This window comes from Paenibacillus turicensis, assembly GCF_050461185.1.
Lineage (GTDB): Bacteria > Bacillota > Bacilli > Paenibacillales > Paenibacillaceae > Fontibacillus > Fontibacillus turicensis_A.
Genome location: NZ_JBCMOR010000006.1, coordinates 18,742 through 45,307 on the forward strand (window position 1 = coordinate 18,742; position 26,566 = coordinate 45,307).

The 26,566-nt window shown below is 37.6% G+C and carries 23 protein-coding genes; 14 read left to right on the plus strand and 9 right to left on the minus strand.

All coding sequences use genetic code 11. From position 1 onward, the window contains the following. Nucleotides 1-173: 173 nt before the first annotated feature. On the plus strand, nt 174-1,541 hold the full coding sequence (locus tag ABE099_RS11500; protein WP_430031093.1) for an Nramp family divalent metal transporter: 1,368 nt from the start codon (nt 174-176) through the stop codon (nt 1,539-1,541). A gap of 150 nt (nt 1,542-1,691) precedes the next feature. Beyond that, nucleotides 1,692-2,864 (plus strand): MFS transporter, encoded by a 1,173-nt coding sequence (locus ABE099_RS11505; RefSeq protein WP_430030637.1) that lies wholly within the window; start codon nt 1,692-1,694, stop codon nt 2,862-2,864. A 146-nt stretch (nt 2,865-3,010) separates the two neighbouring features. Here the strand turns inward: ABE099_RS11505 and ABE099_RS11510 are convergent, their stop codons facing one another. Next, nucleotides 3,011-4,999, minus strand: a complete 1,989-nt coding sequence (locus ABE099_RS11510) for an LTA synthase family protein (protein WP_430030640.1) — start codon at nt 4,997-4,999, stop codon at nt 3,011-3,013. Between the two features lie 169 nt (nt 5,000-5,168). After that, nucleotides 5,169-5,351: an aspartyl-phosphate phosphatase Spo0E family protein gene (locus ABE099_RS11515; RefSeq protein WP_430030643.1), complete on the minus strand. Its 183-nt coding sequence runs from the start codon at nt 5,349-5,351 to the stop codon at nt 5,169-5,171. Nucleotides 5,352-5,534: 183 nt separating this feature from the next. On the opposite strand from ABE099_RS11515, the gene ABE099_RS11520 reads away from it, so the two are divergent. The 8 genes from ABE099_RS11520 to ABE099_RS11555 all read left to right on the plus strand — a co-directional run bounded on the left by ABE099_RS11520 (nt 5,535) and on the right by ABE099_RS11555 (nt 15,313). Continuing rightward, nucleotides 5,535-6,194, plus strand: coding sequence for an oxidoreductase (locus ABE099_RS11520; protein ID WP_430030646.1), 660 nt, complete (start codon nt 5,535-5,537; stop codon nt 6,192-6,194). Nucleotides 6,195-6,411: 217 nt separating this feature from the next. Further along, nucleotides 6,412-6,648: a lichenicidin A2 family type 2 lantibiotic gene (locus ABE099_RS11525; RefSeq protein WP_430030649.1), complete on the plus strand. Its 237-nt coding sequence runs from the start codon at nt 6,412-6,414 to the stop codon at nt 6,646-6,648. 12 nt (nt 6,649-6,660) lie between these two features. After that, nucleotides 6,661-6,858 (plus strand): lichenicidin A2 family type 2 lantibiotic, encoded by a 198-nt coding sequence (locus ABE099_RS11530; protein ID WP_430030652.1) that lies wholly within the window; start codon nt 6,661-6,663, stop codon nt 6,856-6,858. An 83-nt stretch (nt 6,859-6,941) separates the two neighbouring features. Further along, nucleotides 6,942-9,992, plus strand: a complete 3,051-nt coding sequence (locus tag ABE099_RS11535; protein WP_430030655.1) for a type 2 lanthipeptide synthetase LanM family protein — start codon at nt 6,942-6,944, stop codon at nt 9,990-9,992. Nucleotides 9,993-10,016: 24 nt separating this feature from the next. Then, nucleotides 10,017-10,727, plus strand: a complete 711-nt coding sequence (locus ABE099_RS11540) for a flavodoxin family protein (RefSeq protein WP_430030657.1) — start codon at nt 10,017-10,019, stop codon at nt 10,725-10,727. Beyond that, nucleotides 10,714-11,787, plus strand: a complete 1,074-nt coding sequence (locus tag ABE099_RS11545; protein WP_430030660.1) for a M50 family metallopeptidase — start codon at nt 10,714-10,716, stop codon at nt 11,785-11,787. Before ABE099_RS11540 ends, ABE099_RS11545 begins: the two co-directional genes overlap by 14 nt. Further along, nucleotides 11,787-13,922 carry a peptidase domain-containing ABC transporter gene (locus ABE099_RS11550; RefSeq protein WP_430030663.1) on the plus strand — a complete coding sequence of 712 codons (2,136 nt, stop codon included), beginning with the start codon at nt 11,787-11,789 and terminating at the stop codon, nt 13,920-13,922. Before ABE099_RS11545 ends, ABE099_RS11550 begins: the two co-directional genes overlap by 1 nt. Next, nucleotides 13,919-15,313, plus strand: coding sequence for a S8 family peptidase (locus tag ABE099_RS11555; RefSeq protein WP_430030666.1), 1,395 nt, complete (start codon nt 13,919-13,921; stop codon nt 15,311-15,313). Before ABE099_RS11550 ends, ABE099_RS11555 begins: the two co-directional genes overlap by 4 nt. Nucleotides 15,314-15,484: 171 nt before the next feature. On the opposite strand, the gene ABE099_RS11560 is transcribed toward ABE099_RS11555, so the two are convergent. The 4 genes from ABE099_RS11560 to ABE099_RS11575 all read right to left on the minus strand — a co-directional run bounded on the left by ABE099_RS11560 (nt 15,485) and on the right by ABE099_RS11575 (nt 18,979). Continuing rightward, on the minus strand, nt 15,485-16,381 hold the full coding sequence (locus ABE099_RS11560) for an aldo/keto reductase (protein ID WP_430030669.1): 897 nt from the start codon (nt 16,379-16,381) through the stop codon (nt 15,485-15,487). 318 nt (nt 16,382-16,699) lie between these two features. Further along, complete coding sequence (locus tag ABE099_RS11565) at nt 16,700-17,998, minus strand: glycosyltransferase (protein WP_430030672.1); 1,299 nt, start codon at nt 17,996-17,998, stop codon at nt 16,700-16,702. Beyond that, entirely contained in the window at nt 17,991-18,137 is a 147-nt protein-coding gene (locus ABE099_RS11570; RefSeq protein WP_430030675.1) for a hypothetical protein, read from the minus strand. The genes ABE099_RS11565 and ABE099_RS11570 overlap by 8 nt, the downstream gene beginning before the upstream one ends. A gap of 20 nt (nt 18,138-18,157) precedes the next feature. Further along, the gene (locus tag ABE099_RS11575) at nt 18,158-18,979 is read right to left on the minus strand and encodes a GGDEF domain-containing protein (RefSeq protein ID WP_430031095.1); all 822 of its coding nucleotides are present in this window, start codon (nt 18,977-18,979) and stop codon (nt 18,158-18,160) included. Nucleotides 18,980-19,384: 405 nt separating this feature from the next. Between ABE099_RS11575 and ABE099_RS11580 the strand changes: the two genes are divergently transcribed. From ABE099_RS11580 to ABE099_RS11595, 4 genes are all read left to right on the plus strand, one after another. Next, nucleotides 19,385-19,978 carry an RNA polymerase sigma factor gene (locus ABE099_RS11580; RefSeq protein ID WP_430030678.1) on the plus strand — a complete coding sequence of 198 codons (594 nt, stop codon included), beginning with the start codon at nt 19,385-19,387 and terminating at the stop codon, nt 19,976-19,978. After that, complete coding sequence (locus ABE099_RS11585) at nt 19,935-20,861, plus strand: hypothetical protein (protein ID WP_430030681.1); 927 nt, start codon at nt 19,935-19,937, stop codon at nt 20,859-20,861. The genes ABE099_RS11580 and ABE099_RS11585 overlap by 44 nt, the downstream gene beginning before the upstream one ends. Before the next feature lie 214 nt (nt 20,862-21,075). Then, nucleotides 21,076-21,675 carry an RNA polymerase sigma factor gene (locus tag ABE099_RS11590; RefSeq protein WP_430030684.1) on the plus strand — a complete coding sequence of 200 codons (600 nt, stop codon included), beginning with the start codon at nt 21,076-21,078 and terminating at the stop codon, nt 21,673-21,675. A gap of 82 nt (nt 21,676-21,757) precedes the next feature. Further along, nucleotides 21,758-22,576 carry a DUF4367 domain-containing protein gene (locus ABE099_RS11595; RefSeq protein WP_430030687.1) on the plus strand — a complete coding sequence of 273 codons (819 nt, stop codon included), beginning with the start codon at nt 21,758-21,760 and terminating at the stop codon, nt 22,574-22,576. A 274-nt stretch (nt 22,577-22,850) separates the two neighbouring features. Here ABE099_RS11595 and rnhA read toward each other — a convergent pair whose 3' ends face one another. The 3 genes from rnhA to ABE099_RS11610 form a co-directional block, all read right to left on the minus strand. Continuing rightward, nucleotides 22,851-23,501 (minus strand): ribonuclease H, encoded by a 651-nt coding sequence (gene rnhA / locus ABE099_RS11600; protein ID WP_430030690.1) that lies wholly within the window; start codon nt 23,499-23,501, stop codon nt 22,851-22,853. Between the two features lie 96 nt (nt 23,502-23,597). Further along, a complete protein-coding gene (pyk, locus tag ABE099_RS11605) occupies nt 23,598-25,013 on the minus strand; it encodes a pyruvate kinase (protein ID WP_430030693.1) in 1,416 nt (471 codons plus the stop codon). 81 nt (nt 25,014-25,094) lie between these two features. Next, nucleotides 25,095-26,417 (minus strand): DUF1963 domain-containing protein, encoded by a 1,323-nt coding sequence (locus ABE099_RS11610; RefSeq protein WP_430030696.1) that lies wholly within the window; start codon nt 26,415-26,417, stop codon nt 25,095-25,097. Nucleotides 26,418-26,566: the final 149 nt, after the last annotated feature.

A 26,566-nucleotide genomic window follows, 5' to 3' on the forward strand; every position in this document is an offset into this window, starting at 1 on the left:
GTGTAGATGGGGTGTTCTTTTTTTTGGCAAAAACAAAAATAATTAGTTATTGACAAAAAAGTTGCACAGGAGCAAAATATGATTAGATCATGACTACATTGCTACATTGAACAATTAAAAATAGATAAATTAACAGATAGCTTTAACAGAAAGAAGGAAAAATCATGAAGGCTATGACATCAAGTAAAGAAGCGGCCTACGAAGAATCAGCAATATTTACCTCAGCAAATGGTGCAAGCCTTGAGGAAATTAATAATACCGTTTCTCTCCCTAAAAATGCAGGCTTTTGGAAAAAGTTAGCTGCCTTTAGTGGTCCTGGTGCATTAGTAGCTGTAGGTTATATGGACCCAGGCAATTGGATTACATCCATTCAAGGGGGCTCCCAATTCGGTTACACACTACTTAGCGTCATATTATTATCTAATTTAATTGCTATGCTCTTACAAGGCATGTGTGCGAAGCTAGGTATCGTGACTGGCATGGATCTAGCGCAGGCAACAAGGAAGGCAACCACGAAGCCCGTGGCAATCGTTTTATGGGTTTTGACTGAGCTTGCTATTATGGCGACAGATATTGCAGAAGTCATTGGTGGTGCCATCGCACTCCAGTTGTTGTTTCATATCCCACTTTTAGTTGGCGTGTTGATTACAACCTTTGATGTGCTACTTCTATTGTTATTAACTAGGGTAGGGTTTCGCAAAATTGAGGCCATTGTTGCTACCTTAATTGCAACGATTTTTATCGTTTTTTTATATGAAGTGATCTTATCCAATCCAAGCATGGGCCCACTATTACGTGGTTTTATTCCAAGCACTGAGATTGCAACAAATGGACATATGCTACTTCTTGCGCTAGGTATTATTGGGGCTACGGTTATGCCGCACAATTTATATTTACACTCTTCAATTGTGCAGACAAGACAATTTGAACGAAATACGGAAGGGAAAAGAGAAGCGGTTCGTTTTGCAACCATTGACTCCAACATTCAGCTCAGCATCGCATTTGTCATTAACTGCTTATTGCTTATATTAGGAGCGGCATTATTTTTTGGAACCACAAGTGATTTAGGGCGCTTTACTGACCTTTATAATGCTTTAAGTGATAATGCGATCGTTGGAGCCATTGCAAGTCCGCTGTTAAGCACCTTGTTTGCAGTTGCATTGCTTGCTTCTGGACAAAATTCAACAATTACAGGTACGTTGTCAGGGCAAATCGTCATGGAGGGCTTCATCGAGATGAAAATGCCTACTTGGCTACGTCGCATCATTACGCGCTTGCTTGCTATCGTGCCTGTTATCATTTGTGTTATTATTTACGGCGGTAGAGAGGATGCAGTCGAAAAGCTATTGCTATACACCCAAGTCTTTTTAAGTATTCAGCTTCCTTTTGCCATCATTCCATTAACGATCTTTACAAGTAGCAAAAAGCTAATGGGGGAATTCGCTAACCCAGCTTGGATGAAATATTTAGCATGGACGATTGCAATTGCGTTAACCATTTTGAACTGCTTCCTCATTTACGGCACATTTGTAGGGCTATAACACGCTATAACGCATCAAAATTTTAGTATTAATGCGCAAAATAGAGCTAGCTTAATTTCCAAGATACCCATAGAATTATATACTAGCTAGTTAAGCATTGTGATGCTGTAATATGCTGGCTTAATTATTGGATATTTTGAGGAGAACAACATGGTCACTTTTTTATTAGTTATTATTTATCTTGCATTTTTAGGACTCGGGTTGCCTGATGGACTATTGGGCAGCTCTTGGTCTGTATTGAGGCTGGATATCGGTGCCACCACAGAGATGGCGGGGTATATCTCATTAACCGTATCGTCTGGCACTGTCATTTCCAGCTTATTTGCCAGCAAATTATTACACAAATTTGGTACGGGCAAAGTTACGCTTGGTAGTATTTTTCTTACCGCAATTGCCTTAACAGGCATATCTTTTTCGGATGCCTTCATCTATCTGATTCTGTTAGCAATTCCACTTGGATTAGGAGCAGGTTGTGTAGATGCAGCTTTATCTAATTATGTTGCCCTTCATTTTAAAGCAAAGCATATGAGCTGGTTACATTGCTTTTGGGGTGTAGGTGCGATGACTGGACCCATTGTGATGTCATACTGGTTGAGAAATGGGAACCAATGGCGCGCAGGTTTTATAACCATCGCTATAATGCTTACAATTTTGGTGCTTATTTTATTATTTACTTTATCCTTGTGGAAAATATTTGAGAAGGAAAAGTCTGCTGATGGGGATGAAGCAAAGGTTGTAAGTAATAAAGAGGCCTTTCGAATCCCTGGCGTAAAAATGTTTATGTTAACGATGCTCTGCTACAACGGTACAGAAGCGGCTGTTAGCCTATGGATTGCAACGTTTTTAATTGAGAGCAAACAACTTTCACCTTCTTCAGCAGCGGCGCTTTCCTCAATATTTTTTATCGGAATTATAATTGGACGGTTGGTATCTGGCTTTTTATCGACATATGTCTCAAGCAAGGACCTTATTCGTTATGGCGGAATCATAGGCTGTGTAGGTTTCATTATACTCATTACCCCTGTTCCTTACCCTGCTATGGCTAGTGCCTTATTTATTATCGGTTTTGGTGGCGCACCTGTCTATCCAAGCATAGTACATGCAACACCAGAACGTTTTGGGGAAAAAGCCTCACCAAGTGTGATTGGGCTTGAAATGGCAAGCGCTTATGTAGGAGCTACCTTAACCCCCTTGCTTGTAGGTCTAATCGCCACCCAATTTGGCATGTTTTTGATTCCAATTCTACTTCTATTGCTGTTCATCATTATGTTTATTGCGTCTGAAATGGGAAATCGTGTTTTCCGCCAGCAAAAGCTTAATTAATTAATTAATTAATTATGAAAAGTTATTCGATACTTTTGATCGCACATAAAAAACAGCCCGTAGTTCATTCCTTATGTATGCTTTGACAAGCTATGTCACAAGGAACGTTACAGGCTGTTTTTCTATTTAAATTTGAATGCTAACAGTTAACGCTTAGGCAGTAGCTTCACATACTGATCTGATAATTTCATAAGCTCCAAAATGTAATCGTAGTCACTACGATATTGTGCAAAGTCAGTAACGGGCTCAAGTGTTTTTATCGAGGTAGCTTGACCGTCATCAAAGCCTTCACCAGGCACAAATAAAATATCATCGTTAAAAAAGGAACCTGTAGGAAGATAATATCTCATCCCCACGACATTATGATCAATATTAAGTAAATCTTGTCCAAAGGCTGTAAATTGAGCATCCTTAAGCGATATACCTAATAGATTGGCTAAGGTAGGCATTATATCCAGTTGCCCCCCTGTACGCTCGATCACCTTGCCATGGCTTTCCCCTGGGATATGAATAATAAATGGAATATTAAATCGACTAATGCGATCATCATAAGGAATTCCTAGCTTGGCTGTAATTTCTTCTGCCCCTGTCTCCGTTGGCTGAATACCAAAATGATCTCCATAAAAAGCAAGGATCGTATTTTCCCACATGCCTTGCTTTTTCAATTCTTGAATCAACTGACCAATCGCATAATCGGTATAATTAATCGCTGTAATATAGTTCCCAAGGTTACTTCCCTCTAGCTCAGCAGGTAACGTTATTTTACGCTTATCCTGTGGCACAACAAAGGGTGAATGACTAGAGGTCGTAACAAATTGAGCATAAAAAGGCTTAGATTGTGCTTGAAGCTGACTTAATTGCTCCATCCCTACTCTATACATTTCCTCATCTGATGCCCCAAAATCGTTAAAATGATCATTGTTATAATAAGGACGATCAAAATATTGATCAAAATTAAGGGCTGGATATAGGCGATGCCGATCCCAAAATTTCACGTCATTGATATGATAGGTTTGCGCTACGTACCCTTTACTTTGCAGTAAACGTGGCAAGCTTGGTAATTCCCGATTACCAAAACCTTTAGACATCGCGACGGCGGCTGTAGGATAAATCGAAGTGTTCGACATAAATTCCGCATCTGACGTATTGCCAGTTCCAATTTGCTGAAAAACATGTGGGAAATATAAGCCTTCCTTTGCAAGCTGATTGAGCACAGGCGTAATCTCTTGTCCATCTATTTTCAGGTTAATCGGAAAATTTTGAAAGGACTCCATTTGAACTAGGATTAAATTTTTACCTTTTGCAGCGCCAAAATACTGCGCTTCTTTTGCCACCGTACCTGTTCCTTGATTCTTATAGTTATAGCTTGCTTGATGCTCTGCGACCTGCTTGGCAACCTCATGAAGATTCCCTTCTGCAATTAATCGCTCTTCCTCCTGATTACGAAATACTGCATCAAATTGATAATTAATGAAGCCAACACTTTCAGCGCGAACAAGCTCATTATCGATACTTCGGCCTGCCTTGACGTACATACCTGAGGTCAACACACTAATAACAAGCACCACGCCAATACCTAATTTCCATCCCCATGTTGGTTTTACACGTCGAGACGAGAACGAATAGTTAGAGCTGTGGCTACTTCCATAGTTAGAATTATAACTAGATCCGTTACCCCCATTAAAGCTATAGCTAGAGCGGTTTCTTCTATTTAAAAACCAATTGATGATCGCCCATACTACCAAAATAACAAAATCAGCAAAATATAAAAATTGTTGTGGACGAAGTAATGCTCCTACACTGGCCTTTACTTGAGGGACTTGGTTTAACTCACCCAATACTAGATAAGTCGGAACCGTTCCAAAATGTGCAAAATATAAAGTTGCCGCAAAAAGTGTAAACGAAATAATAAAATTAAGGCTCCAATATATAACGGCACGTTTGCGCCATTGAGTTGGAATTAACAGCTCGATGATAAATAAAAGGAGTAACAACGATAATATATCGCCAGGCATCCCTTTTGCATGAATACCATCATAAAAGAAATATCTAAGTAACATCACCTTAAACACAATTAAAATTAATGTAAGCCAAAACTGAGACTTACCCCTAAATAAAGTAAAAATAATGTCCATCTCATTTCTATAATAAAATTAACTTTTTATAGTTTCCTATTATAACATGCTCATTTTATTTCTCCACCTTACAAAAAATAGACGAATATAGCCATGCTTTAGTTCATTGTAAAAACTAGGGTAACGGCTACTTAGACGCACCCAAATAAAAAAGAAGCCTTTTCTTCGCTTACGCGGTTGGCTTCTTCTTATATATATCATATCTAATTTTATTGTATTTATTGATCAATTCATCTAAGAACATAGATTGTTCTAGCACCCTTTGGTCCATAAACCCGTTTATTTCAGCTAAGTGATGTAACTCTACTCTTGCAACTTCTATTTTATTTTTCAAGCCCTCATGCCCTAGCACACGATGCACCTCCCATGAATATTTTAGGAGATGATGCTAAATATTTGATACTCGCGCCTTGTGCATATTATAAAAATTCCCATTAAAATAATAATTGACCATTTTAGTATGATGAATTATACGAAAAATATATGGATTACACTATAATAGAAATAATGATTTGTATGGGGAGGATGAATTACGATGGGAAAAACTGCACTAATAGCAGGCGCCAGCGGCTTAGTAGGTCAACACCTTTTACACTTATTATTACATAGTGAAGTCTATGACCATATCATTGCACTTGTTCGTTCGCCACTAAATAAACAACACCCAAAGTTAATTGAACATATCGTAAATTTTGATAAGCTTGAGGAGCACTCCGCCTTGTTTGCGGTTGATGATGTATTTTGCTGTTTGGGTACAACAATTAAAAAAGCAGGCAGTCAAGAGGTTATGTATCAGATTGATGTGGACTACCCCTATTCAATTGCGAAATTGTCGCAGCAACAAGGAGCACAGCAGTTTCTTGTAGTTAGCGCTATGGGTGCAAATCCTAACTCATCTATTTTTTATTCTCGCATGAAAGGTGAACTGGAGCAAAAACTCGCTACCCTAGGTTATCCTTCCCTATCTATTCTTCGTCCTGCATTATTGCTTGGAGAACGTAATGAGGTGAGGGTTGGTGAACGGATAGGAGCAATTGTAGCAAAAGGAACCGCTTGGTTGATGGCGGGGCCTCTAAAAAAATATAAGGCAATTGAAGGCAGACAGGTGGCACGAGCAATGCTAAAAATAAGTAGAGTGGAAAAAAATGGGGTTTATATTTATTCAAATGAACAGTTACACCAGCTTGCAAAGTAATCATAATAGACTGTTTTATTTTATCCCCTGTTGTATTTATAAATAGGGGACTTTAAATATATAACAATATTTTTAAATAAAAAGGGATTAGAAGCATAAATATGTATTATTAAGAAATTTTATATCTTATTTTGTGTTTATATATCTTTTATGATAAACTATGGATAAATCTAGTAAATAATACTAGATTAATTTTTTTGTAGGAGGGATTTTCAATATGACGCAAGAGGAAATCAAGGTGATGAATCAAAGCTGTGGTACTGGATTAAGATCTCTATCTATGGAAGAAATGCAAAACATCTATGGTGCTTCTGAAGTAGATCCAAGAGCAACTCCAGGAGTGGTAATCTCCACAATAATCAGAAGCGTAGCTAAAAGCTCAAAGGTTTGTATCTCAGCAGTTGGAAGCGCAATCAGTGGTATCGTATCTAATAACAAAAATTGCTTAGGATAAGGAGTGGAACCCTTGAATAGTCAATTTAACGAGTCCCCTGTTGGCAAAAGTTTAAGAAGCTTGTCTGAAGAAGAAATGGCGGCTATTTTTGGTGGAAGTGGTATGGATACAGAGGTAAGATCAACACCAATTTGTGGTGCAGGTATCAGTTTTGTGGCCTCATATCTAGCATCTGCTGCTTTTAAATGTGGTAAAGAAAATAAAAAATAAACAACCATAATGGGGCAATATCCTAATATATTGCCCCATATCTATATTTAATTTAAAAAATCTTCCTAACTAGAGGTGGAAATATGTTAGATAATATTTTCAAATCTTTAACCATTGCTGAGCGTTACTCTCTTTTAGCGCCCCTTGATTTGAAGGAAGATCCTCAAAGTATGGATCATTGGCGTTCTGATATGTCTATTATTTCAAATAAAACCTTTGATCAAATGCTGTACATAAACAACTACAACAAAGAAACCTTCTCCCACGCAGTACAGTATAACCCTGATCCCAACTATATAAGCTTATATAATGATAAGGCTATGCAAGCACAATGGTTTAATGTTTTTCAGGAAGCATTAGATCTGGTGGAGGATACACAAAGTAGTTTTTCTCCTAAAAATGATTTAAATGATTGCTTGCATCCTTTTATGCGATACGCATATACAAAATTCCAACATTTTCTGCAACGGCATGATGAGATTATTTTAAATAAAGAAGTTCTAGAGAACTTACTTTCACAATTAGCAAAGTCATTAATGGATATGGCTCATAAAGCATTGGTGCTTGAGCTAAATTTGTGTAGAGAAAACGATCAGTTAGAAGGAGATACCCCAGAGGAAAGATTTTTGTCCTTTATTTCTAAATTTAATTCTAAACATTTTTTAACTGAATTTTTTAATAAATATATTGTTCTTACACGATTATTATCAACAACAACATTATTTTTCATTACAAATATACAACAGATGCTAATCCGTATTTTTGCAGATGAGCAGGAGCTAAGGAATCAATTTGGGATTCATAATTTCACAATAGACAGCATTAAATTAGGTGAAGGCGATACGCACCAGCAGGGTAATACTGTTTCAATTATTACGTTCTCTGGTGATAAAAATATTGTGTATAAGCCAAAACGATTACAAATTAATTTGGCATTTAATAAACTAATTGACTGGCTAAATACTCAAGGTATATTGGAGCTTCGAGGTGTACACACAGCCGTACATGATGATTATGCATATGAAGAGCACATTGCCTACAAGCCTTGTAGTAGCTTAGATGAGGTTGAGTCTTATTACAAGAGGTTCGGCCAATTAATGGCTGTAATTCAACTATTAAATGGAACAGATATTCATATGGAAAATTTGATTTCTCATGGTCAATATCCCGTTATTATTGATTTAGAAACGTTAATTCAGCAACCTATGCCACTAGGAAAGCAAGAATCACAAAGTTTGAAGCCACTTACAGATACACTTTTTCATCATGTGACACGTACATTATTTTTGCCAACGAATGGTGTGAAAATTGAAGACCCGTTAAAAATTGACCTCAGTGCGTTGAATGGTCGCCAAAAGAAGTTTGAATTCAAGGTACTTCAACCTGTTAACCAAGGTACAGATCAGTTGAAATATGATTATCAAGACTTTGAACTTGAAGGCGCAAATAATCTCCCATTTATTGAAAATAATGATTTGATTATCGATTACAAAATGTATCGTGACCAAATTATAGAAGGATATCGAGATGTATGCACTGTCTTCCTAAAAAATAAAGAGTCATTACTTCAAGAAGGAAGCGTGCTCTATCATTTTAGAGGTGTACACACACGTTGCCTGTTTAGAGATACGAGCCAATATGCAAATATAATGATGCACCTTCACCATCCTGAAATGTTAATGGATATGCTTGATCGTGAGAAAGCAATTGAGAATATGTGGTCATTCCCTTATACAGACAGGAAATTAAATCAAGCAGAATCATTAGATATGATGGTAGAAGATATTCCTATTTTTTTCAGTGTAAGTGATAAGCCAAATATTTTGACAAGTACAAACGAGGTAATAACAGACTTCTATACAATAAATTCATTTGATTATTTTATACAAACCATTCGCAACTTAACAGAACAAGAAATAAATAAGCAAATATCTATTATTCATCTTCATTATGGTGATTTTTCAGAATATCGTATTCAAACAAACAAAGCACTTCAATATAGTAACTCAGCAATTAAAGATTTAAGTAGACATAGGATTGATTTTATAAAGGAAGCGGAAAATATAGCTGAGCGGATTATGCAAACTGCTTTCACTGAAAATACACTAAGTTGGATCATTCCTTATGAATCAGAACGTGATGTTTGGTCGCTTATTCCGATCCGTGAGGACTTCTATAATGGTGTTGGTGGCATTTATTTAATGTTCCATTTCCTATATCAAAAAACTAGAAACGAAAAGTATGCTTTTTTTATTAATCAAATTTTAGAGCATTACCCTGTAGATCAAGCAACTCAGTTTGAATTAGGGATAAGTGGTTACCCTGGTCTATTTTATGCATTCTCCTTAATCGAGGATTATGGAGCCAATAAGCTTAAAATTACGAAAATGATTAATCAATATTGTGAGCAATTTGAAAAATTGCCAGAGTCACATATTGAGAGCAAACTACAATTTGATTATTTAAATGGTTATACAAGTCTCATTCATGCATTATTGAGATTTTATAAAAGGCGAAAAGATCAAAAGTTTATTCAGCTTGCCATCAAGTTAAGCAATCTCTTAATAAATAAGTTAGAAAATATTGAATCTATAAACTCCGGTTTTGGTCATGGCATTTCAAGTTATGCCTTAACCTTATTTAAAATGGGAGAAATAACAAAGCTGCCACAGTATACAAATAAGGCAATCGCTTTAATGAAGGATGCGAATCAACGTATTGATGAAACTCATCAGGCAATGAGTTGGTGCCATGGATACATTGGTGAAGGAATTGCTAGAATTGTGATGGAGCCATGGCTACAAGGCTTAGACGATACAATTATTCAAGCTTCGATTTTAAATAAAGCTAAAAATGATCAACTACTATTCAATGATTGTATGTGCCATGGCAATATGGGCATTACAGAATTATTTCTAACCCATTACATCGTAACTAAAGATAAAGATAGCTTCGAGCTTGCCAGAAATATTGCAAGTGAGGTTATCCATCTAAAGCAAGCTAATGGGCAATATAAATTAATGGACATTAATGAATACCCAGACGTCAGCTTATTTACTGGGTTAGCAGGTATCGCTTATCAATTGCTACGAATTAATGATCCTGAGGGCATACCTTCTATACTCACAATCTAAGATTTAATGGAGGGGTGATGAGGCTTGAAAAATATATTTGTATATATTGGCTCACGCAACGAAAACTCTAGACTTTTTCGCTATGTACATCAAATTATTGATTACGCTCGTGCCCATTGCTCTATTGGGAACATTGATATTTATTCTCCTTTAAATTCTAATCTACTCCCATCCACAGGATGTAAAAATTGCTTCCAGCAGGGCTTTTGCCCTAATGAAGAGAACAGCCATGACGATGGGCACATAATTAAGGCAAAGCTAGAGCAAGCCGACATTGTTATTTTAGCCAGTCCTGTATATTCACATAATGTGTCCTCTGATATGAAGTTGTTAATTGACCGACTCTCTTATTGGGCCCATCTTTTTAAGCTCACAGGCAAAGCTGGCATAGTAGTAACTACCGCTGAGAGCAATGGTGCTAGCTTTGTCTCAGATTATTTGGTAAAAACATTATCGTTCATGGGTGCGTCCATCGAGCATACTGTTAATTTTGTAAATAGTGAGCAGGACTTAGCCGATTTGTATGCAGAAGAAGCCGCACTCAAATTAATAGAGCTTTGTAATGATAGCTATCGCGCAACACCAACCAGTCAGCAGGAGGTTACCTTTCAAACAATGAAAATGATTTTAAGCGATTACCCCAAAGATCATTTTGAATATCGTTATTGGAAGGAGAATGGTTTTTTTGATTACCAATCCTATGAGGAGCTTTTAAATCGACATGTCAAAGTTTAAACAACTTGCTTTACATCCCTTAACAATTACTATTTTTTATCCAGTTATCATACTCCTTCTCTTTTTATGGACGAATGACAATACCTTATTCGTTATATTTATTTGCTATGCCATCGCATTTTTAAGTATAACCATTCATGAACTAGGACATTTGCTGGTGGCGATAAGCCTAGGTTCCAAGCTTCATTTTATGTCAGCAGGGCCCATTTTAATATTACCAACTCACAGCGGAGGTCTTCGGCTTTCTGTAAATGATGACATGAATCTTATGTTTGGGATGATGAGTAGCTACATTCCAAATGAGCATCTATCGGATAAGTTATTAAGAAAGAAAATGATCCCTACCTATTTAGGTGGGCCACTGGCTAACCTACTAGCGATCGGAGTATGCCTTCTCATTCGCTTAATGCCAATTGAAAACGGCTTGCTATGGGATACAACCAGTTATTTTATCATCATTAATATTGCTCTATTTTTTGCTACAGCAATTCCAATCGGTAGCTATACAGATGGTGCAAAAATTAAAGAATTATTCCGCAAAAAAAACATGTCGGTTTACCGTACGTATAACCAATACCTTAATCCAAGCTATAAGCTATCATCTCAAGATGTATTAGCGTTAGAGCAGCAGCTAAATGAAACAACTCAGCTCACTTCGTGTTATAACGTAGGCATCTTGTTAATTCAAGAATTTAATTCCAAGCAAGCCTACAGTCGTAGCCTGAACGTGATTGACCAACTAATAAGCAAGCTGACAAAGGGAGATGGTCCTATTATGGAAAATCTGATTTATTTTTATCGCGGCTTACTATTATGGGCATCTAAAGCAGAGATTGATCAAGATACTTTAACTCGGCTTAAACATATCAATTCTGCGTATGGTCGCTCATTTTGTTATCTAGCTAATGCCATGATTCAATATGCAGAAGGAACCCAAACCTCTAAACAGCAAGAGTTACTTCATCATTCTAAAAAGTGGCTTTATCAGCTAATGGATCATCGTCAAGAAAACATTATAACGAATGCCATTAACTCTATTGAAAAAGAGATGTGTGCATGATGTTACGCAAAAAGGTTCCTTTTATTCAGCAAATGGAATATAGCGAATGTGGTTTAGCTTGTTTGGTTATGTTACTAAATTACTATCATCACCGTACAGATTTAAATGAACTAAGAGAAGAGTATCCTGCACCAAGAGGAGGTTACTCTCTCTTTAACTTAATGGAGGTTGCCAAGAGTAAACAGCTTGAAACAGAGGCCTTTCGAGCAGATATTACACACTTATCACAAATCCATTTGCCTGCTATCCTCCATTGGGAAGGAAAACATTTTATTATTTTAGAAAAGATTAATAAACATAGCTATACGATTGTAGACCCCGCACAAGGGCGTCAAAGAATTAGTGCGTCTCAATTTGCAGAGCGGTTTACAGGTTATGTACTAACTATGAAGCCGACTTCTACTTTTGCAACAAAAAAGGCGACTTCAAGCAATTTATTAATTAACTATTTAAAAAAATACAAATGGATGCTTCTCAACGTCCTTTTGTTTACAGTAGCACTTCAGGGCGTAATGGTAACAGTCCCTTTATTCACAAAATGGTTTATGGATCAAGTTGTATCCACCAAGGACAGTAGCTTTTTAGGTCAAACAGGCTGGTTGCTCTTGCTTATGTTAACAACCTTTATAGTTATCAATGGGATGCGAAGCATCATGATTACTTTTGTGCAGACGAAGCTTGATCGTTCAATTATGAAGGACTTTATGGATACACTCTTGCATCTCCCCTTCCCTTTTTTTGATAACCGTAGTAATGGTGATATTTTGTTTAGAGCAAATTCCAACTATTATATTCGAGAAATTCTATCTACTACATTAATTACATTATTTATAGATTTGTTGCTACTAGTAACGTATACAATCATGATGCTTAACTTTTCTGTACAGCTTAGCCTCGTGCTTGTGGGAACTAGCCTAATATTAGGCTTGGCATTATTTCTTAATGCAAAGTTAGTTAAGAAAATGGTGGAAAATAATATCCGCGATAAAATCAAAGTGCAATCTACTGTAACCGAAATGGTGTATAACACACTAGATATTAAGGTTTTAGGCATTGAGGAGCGATTGCTTAATAAATGGAAGGGGAAATATGAGGGTCAACTTCGTAGCACCCAAAAGCTAAATATTTGGGAGTCGATCATTCAGACGTTTACTTCTGCAATTCAAATTATTTTACCATTACTTATATTATGGCTTGGTGCATTTATGGTGCTTCGTGGAGAAATCACGATGGGCACACTTCTTGCATTTAGTTCTATAGCAGGTTCATTTATTTCGCCTGTTATTTCAATTAGTAATAACTATACTGAGCTTGTTTCTTTGAAATCATACTTTTCACGTATTCAGGATGTTTTAAATACAAAAAAAGAGCAGGAGTCATTGGACAAGCTTATTGTTCCTAAGCACCTAAGGGGTAAAATTGAGTTTCGAAATGTTTCATTTAAATATAACCGATTTAACGAAGAAGTGATTAAAAATATCTCGTTTACAATTCAGCCCGGAGAAAGTGTTGCAATTGTCGGACATTCCGGCTCAGGAAAAAGTACGATTGCCAAGCTATTGTTAGGTCTGAATAAGCCTACCTCAGGGCAGATTTTAATTGATGACATTCCTATTGAACAATATAACCTTGGAAAGCTAAGATCACTAATTGGATCCGTGCTTCAGGAGGCACAGCTTTTTAATGGGACAATTAAAGAAAACATTCAGATGAATGCTAATGGAAATGAAGAAGACGTTATTGAGGCGGCTAAAAAGGCATACATTTACAACGACATCATAAGTACACCTCTTGGATTTAATACGATCGTTACAGAATCTGGTGCTAATTTCTCAGGTGGACAACGTCAACGTTTATTGCTGGCAAGAGCCTTGATGTCAACACCCAAAGTGCTTATTTTGGATGAAGCCACCAGTAGCTTAGACAACATTTCAGAGTTGTATATTAAAAAAAGTATTAACAAGCAAGCTTGCACCAAGCTCATTATTGCACATCGTTTAGATACGATTAAGGATGCAGATAAAATTTTACTCCTACACGATGGCGAAATTATTGAGGAAGGCGATCACTCCAGTCTGATTCATCAACAAGGTTATTATTATAATTTATATGTAAAAAAAGGAGAGGTTGTATGAGAAAATTTATTCATTCTTGTTTACTAATGTTCATCGGGATGGTTATTTTCTCATCCCCTGCTGATGCTCAAGCTAATGAAACTACAATTTTATTTAAGTCAGAGGTTACACTAGAGCAAAAACATGAATTTTTAAAGCAATACCAATTAGAGCCCTTATATGAAATTTCTGAAGTAAATCTTGTCTCCGTCAACATGGATGAGACCCAAAGGATCGCTTTGGTGGAGCACCCATTAGTTGAGGCAATAAATCAAGCGACATCAATTGATAAGCCAGAAATTACACAAGTTGAGTCGATTCCTTTTCAACCCAAATTTAGACCTCAAGCTAGAATGAGTGCGCTTCCTTTGTTGTGGGAATACCAATGGGACATGAGACAAGTAACCTCAGACGGTGACAGTTACGCCCTGCATACACCAACAACAAATACAGTGATTGCAATTATTGATTCGGGCATTGATTCCTCACATCCTGATTTACAGCATAGTCTAGTAGCAGGGTCAAAAAACTTAGTGCCCGCAGGTGGACATAACGGGACAGAGCCGGATGAATTAGGAGCCCCTGATGATATAGCGGATAAATTAGGACATGGAACAGAGGTAGCAGGACAAATTGCTGCTGATGGTCTGATTAAAGGTGCAGCACCAGGTATTGGTATTAAAGCCTATCGTGTATTTGGGACTAAATCTGCAAAAACAAGTTGGGTAATTAAAGCGATTGTGGAAGCAGCAAATGACGATGCTGATGTCATCAATTTAAGCTTAGGTGAATATATGCTCGTTAGTGGGAAATACAGTAACAATACTAATGATTCAGCGGAATATCACGCTTATAAGCGTGCTGTTGATTATGCTTACAATAAAGGAAGTGTCATTGTTGCAGCTGTAGGTAATGATGGAGTCGATATTTCGGACAAGCAGCAAATGATTAATATTTTAAATTCTAAACTCAAGGATGTCACTGTAATTAAAGGAAAGGTATTAGACATGCCTGGACATCTTAAAAATGTAATTGCTGTTGGTTCCACAGGCCCCGAGAAAGGGTTATCCACCTTTAGCAACTATGATAAGGGATTTTTGAATATATTAGCACCAGGTGGTGATTTAAAATATTTCAATGAGTATGGGCAAGAGCGTTGGACAGAAGAAGGCTGGTTCGAGAAGGAATTCATCCTCACTACATCATTAGAAGGCGGATATAATTATGCTGTTGGCACCTCCTATGCAGCCCCTAAAGTGGCGGCGGCAGCAGGTTTAGTGATTGATAAGTATGGATGGAGAGATAATCCAAAGCAGGTCATGAAGCATCTAAAAAAATCTTCTACAACAGAACCAACGTTGACTGATAAATACCGACACCTTAACCTTGTTACTCTATTAAGTGAGAATTAACACTGTATATTGCCATCAATTGTCCTGCACTAGCAAAGAGGACTTAACTAATAACGAAAAAGCGGCTACAGTACAGAGGATTATTTTATCCACAATCCTGTACTTGCCGCTTCTTTCTTCTGTAATCATGCATTCATTCTGTAATAAATCTATTTTCTAAGTTTCGATGTTTTATAATTTCAACAATCTCGCGGCCGCAGCATTGCTGCTCACTTGCTCAGGGCTTTTGCACCCAGGAATAACAGCGGTAACTGCCTCATGCCCAAGACACCATGCAAGTGCCCATTGTGCCATATCCACACCTTCTGGCACCTCATGTTGCGCAATACGCATCACTTCCTCCAGCTTCTGGCGTGTGGCTTCAGCATCATGCCGATGACGAACATCATTTTGCTCAAAGGTAGCCCCTGGTTTATATTTACCACTTAAATAACCACTTGCTAATGGTACTCGTGCAAGCACACCTAAATCCTGACGTTGGCAGGACGGAAACACAGTGTCCTCTGGCGTACGATCAAGACGATTATAAACGACTTGGATTACCTTTGCATTCACACTTGAAGCCGCGTCTGTCTGATGTAGATTGTTATTTTTAGCAATAGATAAACCAAGATGACGGATTTTCCCTGCCTGTACCTGCTTGTCCAACAAAGTCCATAATTCATCGTTATCAAACACTTGATCAGGACCAGAATGGAATTGATATAAATCAATATAATCCGTACGTAATGCACGTAAGGAAGCATCTAACTGCTGCAAAACATCTTGAGGCGCAAATACGTCTGTACGTGAGAAGTTATAATGAAAATGGTGACCGAATTTCGTAGCAACGACCCAATCCTCGCGCTTACGGCGATGAAGGTAATCGCCAATCAAGCTCTCAGATAAATGATCGCCATAACATTCTGCTGTATCAATGAGGTTAATGCCTTCCTCTTTCGCTTGGTCCAAAATAGCATCGACTTCTGCTTGAGAAAAGGAACGCCCCCATTCTCCACCAAATTGCCACGTGCCAACTCCAATAACGGATACGTCAAGCTCCGTTTTCCCTAAACGGCGATATTTCAATGATAACATCCTCCTTTATCTTAGGACTTGTCTGCCCTAGTTTGTTATCATTATAAGACAAAACTTAGTTTACTCAAAAAAAATTAATGATTAACCTAAAGGCAAGACACTCCGAACAGAGGTTATTTCACTTGCTGTTAAAATCAGATTCTTTGAATTTATTTTTATCCGGAAAGAATCTTATTTTAAAGGCAACCATTCCATTGTTACATAATCCTCTGTCCTTCGTTTTGTATCCCTTTGGAGCCAATCATTAATTAAAATTAAATCATAAATACAATATTTTAAAATTGGACTATTTTATTTTTACTTATCCTTTCAGCCAAAGCGCTGTGTTTTATACCATTTATTTCCTTCTCTTCCTGTAATCTTATCCACGATAATGACCCAAAAGGCTTTGACGGAAATGACAAGAAACAGTTGGGAATAGGTGAAATAAGAAACACAAGAAACGATAAAGTTTTCAATGTTGCTTTGCCCAATATCGGAGGCTAAAGCTAAGTTAATTTGTAGCACATAAATAAAGTACATCAATGCCCAAGCGATCACGAGATATACATATACGTCGCTCGAAAATTGAATTGGGCTTTGCAACGCAGGATTAAACAATCTAGCCACCTGATAGCCAATATTAAATAAGAAAATAATATCTGAAATAATGATCGCCAGCATAAACCAGAAATAGCTAGCGGCAAAATAAAGCACATGAAGCTTAATACGCCAGCTTGTACGATCAAATAAATGATGGAAATTGTCCATAATGACATGGAAATTCCCTTTTGACCACCGGCCACGTTGCTTCATATATACACTTAACTGCTCTGGCTCCTGTTGGTACGCTTCGGCTTGAGGTGCTAATGCAATCAGCTTACCCTTTTTCATAATCTCAAAAGAGACTGCCGTATCTTCTGTAATCGCGTTCTCATCCCAACCGCCAATCTCTCTCATCAGCTGCGTACTGACAATGAAATTGGTACCTGGAATCGTTCCCACCTGAAATAATTCCCATAAGCCAGTATGATGAACACGCTGAATGGTAACTAATTCTTGGTTTATACATTTGGACAAAAAGTTTTGTCCACGATTGCGTGCCTTGTTACGTCCAAATACTGCACCATACAGCTCTGGCTTTTCTAACGCCTTTTGTACTAAAAACATAAGTGCATTTTTTTCTGGTGCTGCATCCGCATCATAGACACAAATCCATTCTCCTGTAGCAAGCTTCAGGGCATCATTAAGTGCACCTGACTTTCCCCCTTTACCAGTTCGCTCTAAAATCTGAAAATTCCGATGCTGATACTTTGGACGACTCTTTAATTCCTTCAGCTTGGCAGCAGTTGTATCCGTACAATTGTCAGCAATCATTATAATTTGAACCTTATCCTCTGGATAATTAAGTCTTAAAATATGCTCGGCCGTAATGGCGACCACAATTTCCTCATTATGTGCTGGCACTACAACTGTTACCGTTGGAAAATTTTCCATGGATTTTGGAAAAATAACTTTGCTATTATTTTGCCTTCTCATAAAGCGAATGGCGCCAATCATAATAACAATAGCTTCCGTCACGGCAATCCAAATACTAATAATTGAAAACAGTAATATAAAATCAGTCATTATTTTGCCCTCGATCATATTTTCGATACACTTGCGCACGGAATCTCAATGTCGCAATCGTTAAACCAACAATCGTAATCGCAAAAAAGGAACTCACTACAATACATAGTGGGATAAACCAATTTATATAACTCGCCATTACCCCAATTCCTTTCCTAATTAAATAAATTCAGCAATTAAGTCCGTTTCTGTGCTTCTCTCTAACGTGTTAATAATGTCATCTGCGGTCTCATATTGACTAAGCTGATCCGGTTGGAACACAAGAGTACCTGCACGAATCACAAGCTTCAAAGCGCCGCCTTTTAAATCTGTCACGGGCATATCCATCATCGCCCATTTGATCCGATTAGTTAGCGCATCTAAAAACTCTGGACGAGTCAATGGGCAAATAACAACAAATCGTCCGCCATCAATCGAAAATTTATAATCTTCGTATCTTAATTGCTTCTGGATCGTTTCAGATAAATTAAGCAACAATTCAGAATAACCCTCTGCGCCAAGCGACTCCTGCACTAAAGGTAAAAATTCAATTTTAAATAATGCAATACAGAAATTATATTTATCAGGATAACGTCGTGCTAAGTTTGATTGTTTCACAAAAGCATCTGCAAATGCAAGCTTGTTGCCCAGCGCAGTATCTAAGTCAATTTGCGGATTTCTTTGCTCTAAGTTTTCTAAGCGTTCGACAAACTGATGACTACGTATAAAGTAAGTTTTAATAAGTGCAGCAACGAGCATATTAGCAGGAATCACTAATAACCAAGTGATCGTTATCACCTCTGAGGGTGCATAGGTCGCTAACCAAACTAAATACAACACAAAATATACAAATATAGAAACTACGGTAACTCCAAAAGGTAAAACAACACCTGCAAGTAAGCCAAGCAAAGCGACAACGTTAAAAATCAAATCGACAGTCGTAAAGGCTTGTGTGTTTTGAATATGCCAAAAAACAAAAACCTCCTGTATCAAGACCAGCATAATCAGTAAAATGTAACCTAGCTGTAAGCCCTGTAGAGGAGTTTGTGGTATAATACGACGTTTAACTTTAACTGGTTCCAATTACTCACCCTCTTTTCTTATAATTAAACATTCTGGTTATTTTCATTCACTAGTAATTGATAAATTTTTAATAGAGTAACGATAACATTTTTTCATAGTTCTTTGTACCTACAATTACAATAGTACGCTCAGAACAACATAATATCAAATTGAAAAATTATGAAAAAAAATGAGATTAATTTCTGCGTTATGCCACATTTCAATCACCCTTAATCGTAGTACTAAATATAAGGGCAAATCTTCGACGTCGAAAATATTTTAAAATGTAATTTATGTCCCTTTATATACTTTAACAGAGCCGGCTTTTAGATAAGGAGTGAAGAAATGGATGAAATTGACCTACATCAAGCTATATTAGAAGTTTTGCGGGGCGATTTGTCCTTATTTGAAAAAATCATGAGATCCTATCAGCAACAAATTTTTACGTATTGTTACCATATGTTAGGGCAGCATGCAGAAGCCGAGGACGCCACGCAAGATACTTTTATTAAGGCATACCAAAGATTAGGTTCTTATCAACATGACAAATCCTTTGAAGCTTGGCTGTACAAAATTGCTTCGAATACGTGTATTGATGTTTTGCGCAAACGGAAGCTCTCTAAATACCTCCCATTTCTATATAAAAGTGATGAACACCATCGCCCTGTAGATCAGGCTATTGAAGAGCATTACTGGGATGAAGCTGTAGCCAAAGCAATGTCCAAATTGTCGCCTGAAGAACGTAGCTTACTTATTTTAAGGTGTGTTGAGGATAAAGACTATAAGGAAATTGGGGAAATTCTACAACAAAATAGTAATAGTCTTCGAAAAAAGTTTCAAAGGACGGCATCAAAATTTAGAAAACATTATGCTCAAGCTACAGGAGGTAAGGTAGATGAAGGACACTCAAGCGCAAGACCTCAAAAAAATATTTCATAATAGCGATGTTCCGCAAATTGATGTGACAAACGCTGTTATGTCTAAACTAAAGGAGAATAACATGATTAAACCTAAATCATTTTTCAAGGTAGGTACAGTGGTTGCACTCGGGAGCGTATTGCTTGCTTCCTCTGCATTTGCAGCATCTCAGTTTTTAACCATAGATAACAAAAAAGGCGAAGTGGTGTACGAGGAAAAAAGATATGAACGCCCTGCGGATTTCGACAAGGAAAAGCAGTTACGCAAATTAAAAGCGAGTCATTATGGTCTTCAAATCTTGAAGCCTGGTGAAACGGGTGTCGCTTATGTGGCCGGTGAAGGCGATGTAGGTGAGCTATATAACGTAGAGGGTATGGGAATTGGACTTTCTAGTCCTGCTGAGCTACGCTCTAAGCTAGAAGGGTCTGACGCTACAGTATTAGACAACATTTTAAAGAAGTATAAATTTACAGGTGGGAATCTCTCTTACAAAGGGGATTCTTTAAGTCAAGATGAAATAAGTAAGCTTACCGCTGAGTTAGAGCCTGAGGCAAGACAGTCCGATGAGCAATACGCTATAAAGGCACTCCCAAACTCAGGTAAGATTTGGAATGCGACGAGTAACTATAATAATGGGACAGTAAGAGTTACACAAATGAGAACCAATGAGAAAATCACATTAAATTTAGATCAAGAAACGTATGACAAATTTAAATCAGAGGAACTACAAATCGGAGATAATAAGGTTATTTATGCCGAATATGATCAAGAACGTACCCTGCGCTTTGTTACCGAAACAAGTGAAGAAGGTTATCACATCCAGCACTTCTTAACTGTAGATAAAAGTAAAATCAGCAAAAATGAAATGATCTCTATCGCAAAATTGTATTTGGATGTAAAGTAAGAATAGAGTAATAGAAAATAGATTGAAATTTAAACACTGATATTAAGAGACAAAGACGTAAAATGAGACCCTTATTCTGCTTGAGTAAGGACTCATTTTACGTCTTATTTTAGTGAGCCTTTAGCTATATTTTTATTTTATTTTGTACATATGTCACATTTCATGGACAAACCTTCGTTAAACCAATTGAAGGAAGGGAGGGAACAAAAGCACCTTGGATATCACAAATGAACAGATTGTTAAGGACGTGCTAGCAGGAGAGAAGGATCAGTTTACGATTATCGTCATTCGTTGTGAAAAGTTTATTTTTAATTATTGCTACCATATGCTAGGGGATTATGGGGAAGCGGAGGATTGCACGCAAGAGGTATTTCTAAAAGCTTATCGAGGACTACACAGCTATCAGCCTGATCGTCCTTTTGAAGCTTGGCTGTACCGTATTGCCTACAATCAATCGATTGATATGCTACGTAAACGAAAAGTAATGAAGCTACTCCCCTTTTTATACAAAAGTGATCGGGACAACAACCAAGTGGATCAAGCCATTGATCATAAATATTATAATCCTGCTGTGTTACGTGCACTAGCCACATTGTCTAATGAGGAGCGAAGCCTGCTGATTCTTCGTTGTGTCGAGGACAAAAGCTACAATGAAATCAGTCTTATCCTGAATCAAAGCCCCACTTATTTACGCAAAAAATATCAACGAGCTGTTGAAAAATTCAGAAAAAACTATGATCGGACGAGGGAGGAAAAACAGTATGCAACCGAACCATCCGGAAGAAGATCTGAAGCTACTGTTTCAAAAGGTTGAACCTACAGGGACTACCCTACAGAATGTAATTATAAGTCAGATTGAAGCTGAAAAGCCATCATATAAAAAGGAGCGATTTTTAGTGAAATATAAAGTTAGCTTTCTTATCCTGCTAGGTGCATTGTTGACAGCTTCCACAGGATTTGCTGCGGTGAAATACCAGTCTTTGACGAGCGAATCAGGGAAGGTGCTTTTTGAGGAAAAGCCCTACACACATACTGAAGATAAACGTACCGAAGAGGAATATAAAAGAATATCAAAAATGAACGAGATTTGGATGAATAAAATTAAACCAGGTCAACTAGCGTTTATCTATGTTGTGCCAAATAACCCTAATCAGAAAATAGAACTCAAAGGAACGTCACATGAAATAACTAATTTTAATCAATTACAAAAGATGGTTAGAATTCCAAATAAGCCTCTTTCTAAAGAAATTTCAGCCAATAATAAATACAAATTTAAAGATGCAAGCGTGCACATGGAACATGGCGTTGACATTTACAAGCTGTCGGACGAGGAAAAGAAGGAGATTGCAAACAAACTCCTAGCAGAGGCTGAAGCTAACGGGCAAGATTATGCGTTAATGCCAGTTCCGTTTAAAGATGACTTTTGGAATGCAAATATTAATTATGTAAGTGGAAAAAATGAAATTACATTACAAATTATCCACGCTACCTCAGTTTCAGCCTCATATGGAAGCGGAGAAAATGTCAGTGAAAAAATCAAAATAAACGGAGTGGATGTCATTAAAAGAAATAATCTTGAAAAATTGATTTGGGCTTATGAGGCACCAGAAACAAAAAAAGCATACGTCTATAGTTTGAGAGTTGCTAATGGTAAAATTTCCGATGAGGAGTTAATTGAATTTGCAAAACAAATCATTCCAAAAGAAAAAAAATAATAGTGCACTCTAATTTGTATCAATATGGAGCTTTTCTACTTCTTTAAAATGAAGTTAGGTAAGCTTCATTTTCTATTTTTGCAGAAAAACATAAAAGCTGGTTCATAATACTGCACTTGAAGATCGTGTTATATGGAGTGATTTCGAACAGCCTCATCGCAGGGAAGATTCGCCAGTGGATATTGGAATTACTCTAATCATAAGTCAAGCAATAAAGACTGATCTCAATTTATAGCATTGGACTAGAAGCGTTTTTATGAGGAATATTCCCCCTTTATTCTTTACGCCCGTAATCCGCTTTAATTTCGCCCCATACCTCTGTTTCCCATTTTAATACTTTATTGCTGTAGGTATTGTTGTGAAGCCAATCGAGTGCGCGATCAACCAAATCCCAAACTTCTGCTGTCGTCTCGTCACGAACAAGTGTGGTCGCCACTTTTTTATCACGTAGCCATTTAAGTGCTGTTCTAGAATCACTATATACCGTTTTATTGCTGCCTAGCTTTTTTAAATAAGCCAATGAATGCACAATTGCGAGAAACTCACCTAAATTGTTAGTCCCCTTCGCAATTGGTCCTTTTGCAAATAAAACTTCCCCTGTGCGTGTATCTACGCCCTGATATTCAATCGGGCCAGGGTTGCCATGTGTTCCAACATCAACGGAAATGCTGTCATAGTCAATTTCAGTACTAGTCGCCTTGGTAGTAGTAGAGGTATTCTTCTTATTAGAGCCTCCACTTGCTGAGCCTTTGCCCCAATGCTTCTTCCATCCTTCCGCATATGCCTTTTCTGCCTCTTGCTTAGAAGTATATGATTTGAATTTAGCATCTTTGTATCCAGATACATGCTTCTGACATTCTGCCCAATTCGTATATATACCTGGCTTATGCCCTTCCCAAATAACATAATATTTAGATCCTGCCATAAATAATATTCTCTCCTCTACCTATTCACTCACATAAAAGGCTGCTCCAAAGGTAAATCTAATTGGAACAGCCCCAACTTAAAATGAACTAGACTTTTAAGCCTGAATGACCTTAATTAAGTTCGTATTCCCAGCTTGTCCAAGCGGAATTCCTGCGGATACGACAATCGAATCGCCCTCTTTAGCGTAACCAGTTTTGAATGCAGTTTGCTTTGCTGCCTCAAACATATCATCCGTTGTAGGATAAACCTCTCCCTGCACAGGGATTACACCAAATAATAAACTAAGCTTAGCTAAAACGTGCTTTTGATGTGTAATCGCAATAACAGGCACATTTGGACGGTACTTCGAGATCATCCGAGCGGTAAATCCACTTTCAGTTGCCGCAACAATTGCTGTTGCTCCAATTTCAAGCGCTGTACTTACAGCCCCTTGGCTAATAATCTCTGTAATATCTGTCGCATGCTGCTCACGTTTTTTATTAAACTGATTATGATAGTCGATCATGCCTTCCGCTTTACGAGCGACCGCTGCCATCGTGGTTACTGCCTGTACTGGATATTTTCCTGCGGCAGATTCACCAGATAACATAACAACATCTGCACCTTGTAAAACAGCGTTAGACACGTCACTCACTTCTGCTCTTGTTGGACGTGGATTAACCTGCATCGACTCAAGCATATGTGTAGCAACGATAACTGGCTTCCCAGCTAAGTTACATTTCTCAATCATTGTTTTTTGTAGCATCGGCACATCTTCAACTGGAACCTCAACGCCAAGATCCCCACGAGCCACCATAATGCCATCTGAGGCTTTAATAATACTATCTAAGTTATGGAAGCCTTCCTCATTTTCGATCTTAGAATAAATTTGTACATGCTCTGCATTGTGCGATTTTAGAATAGATCTAATTTCCTCAATATCTTCCCCTTTACGTACAAAGGAAGCTGCGATCATCTCTACATCATTTTCTAAGCCAAATTGAATGTGCTTAATATCTCTTTCCGTTACACCAGGTAATGTCGTTTTAATCCCAGGAAGGTTAACGCCCTTACGTGGCTTCAATACGCCACCACTCACAATTTTACAATGGATATCATTGCCTTCCGTAGATAAAACGGTTAACTCAACTAAGCCATCATCAATTAATAGACGATCTCCCGCTTTAACGACTTTAGGCATATCAGGATAGTTGACACTAATCCGCTCTGCATCTCCTAAGATGTCATCCGCTGTCAAAATCAGTTCATGACCTGCCAGTAGCAAACAAGACTCTTCCTTTAGCTTGCCAATTCGCACCTCAGGTCCTTTAATATCCATCATAATCGGAATAAAGGTATGTAGCTCTGCTGCTGCTTGACGTACACGCTTTATTCTAGCTACATGCTCCTCCAGCTCTCCATGTGCCATATTAAGTCGCCCAACCGTCATCCCGGCCTGAATCATTTGTTTTAGTGTATCTACTGAATCACATGCAGGTCCTAACGTACAAATAATTTTAGTTTTAAGCAATGATTACGCCTCCTGTCATTATATAAATAGCTTGTCTCTATCTTACCCAAATGCTGGTGTTCAATCAAATGATAAAACGCTTTAAGTTTGTTGGAATAATGTCGTCGTGATTTGATCCGCAGAACATATGAACATATAATAAATCCCTTCGTAACTATCAGTAACCTGCTCAAAGTCAACTTGCCCGATAAATATCATCTTTTTACTGCAGCAGGGGCAGGTTGGAAAATAAGCATCTTGAATCCATCCAGGATGACCACCGATTTGAGAATTTGTTCCCTCTAGCATCCATTCTGCGCTATGGTATAGGGCTCTTGGCTGTTGTGCTAATTTAAAGGTTTCTTTTAAAGTAAAGGTTGTAGCAGCTTCATCCAGCTCCGGTAAATAACTTGGTTTGCGATTATATTTACTCCATATCACTTCACCATTTTCATTCATTTCCATAAAAATTTCACCATAGGCACTACAGTTGAGACAGGTTTCAATCGTAATGTAAGGATAAGGCCATCCTAGTTCCTTCACTGCAACATGCTGACTACCTAGCTCAATAAGCTTCGTTAGTTCCCCACCACACCACGCACAAGTATGCTTGCTTGGGGCAAGTAGCTTAAATTCAGCGGAAGGGTTACGATCAAGATCAACATGATCTTGTCTCTCAGCATCGTTTTCATTATGAGCGTTACGATATTCGATCCCATAATTCACAGGTAAAAATAAATCCTGTCTTTTACCCTCAGCAGTTAATTCCCAGCCTGCTTCATAATTAAATTTTTCTACTGGAACATACATTTCATTTGCCCAGCTTGGCGGGTTAAGACGCCATTGATTAAATTGCTCGACAACCTGATCGTCTCCAATCCATGCTAAGGCTAATAAAAGTGTTTGTCTCTTATTTTTATCTATCTCAATCTGAGCTAAGCATTGATCACGAATGGAATCAGGGGCATTTCTAAACAAAATGGCTGCATTATAACTTCCCTTTAGCGCAAGCTGAAGCATCTCATCCGAAAGAATATAATCACGATAGCAGCTTAAACTCAACACAATTTTCCAGCCAACGTTTTCATCTCCAAGTAACCACTTCTCTTTTGCATATTGCTCCATCTCTGTCATCTGGCATTGATTTAATTGTAAATAAAGCTGCTCTTCTGTTAGCGGAGAAGGTACATATTTTATTAGTTCGTCATAAGGTCTAGGTGTATATATGATTTTGAGAATCTCTACTGGGTCCGTGACCCCTTCATATAAATCAACCGTTCTCCGATTCTCTTCTACATAACGCATATGCGCTTCATGCTGAATTACCTGATAACATGGCATACAATACCCCCCTGTCTTTGCGGCAGTGGTTGGTAAAATTGTTGCAGTACAATCTACGCTTATACAAGGAATACGCTCAGTCATAATCTCCCCTCTTCCTAATGTTCATTTTAGTAAATATCCTGTTTTTATTATTAACTTAAAGGAAAACATAAACAAGAATTAAGAATAGCAAAAAAGGGGTTGCATTTTTAAAAGCAATATATTATATTACTTGAGGAGTCAATCATTGA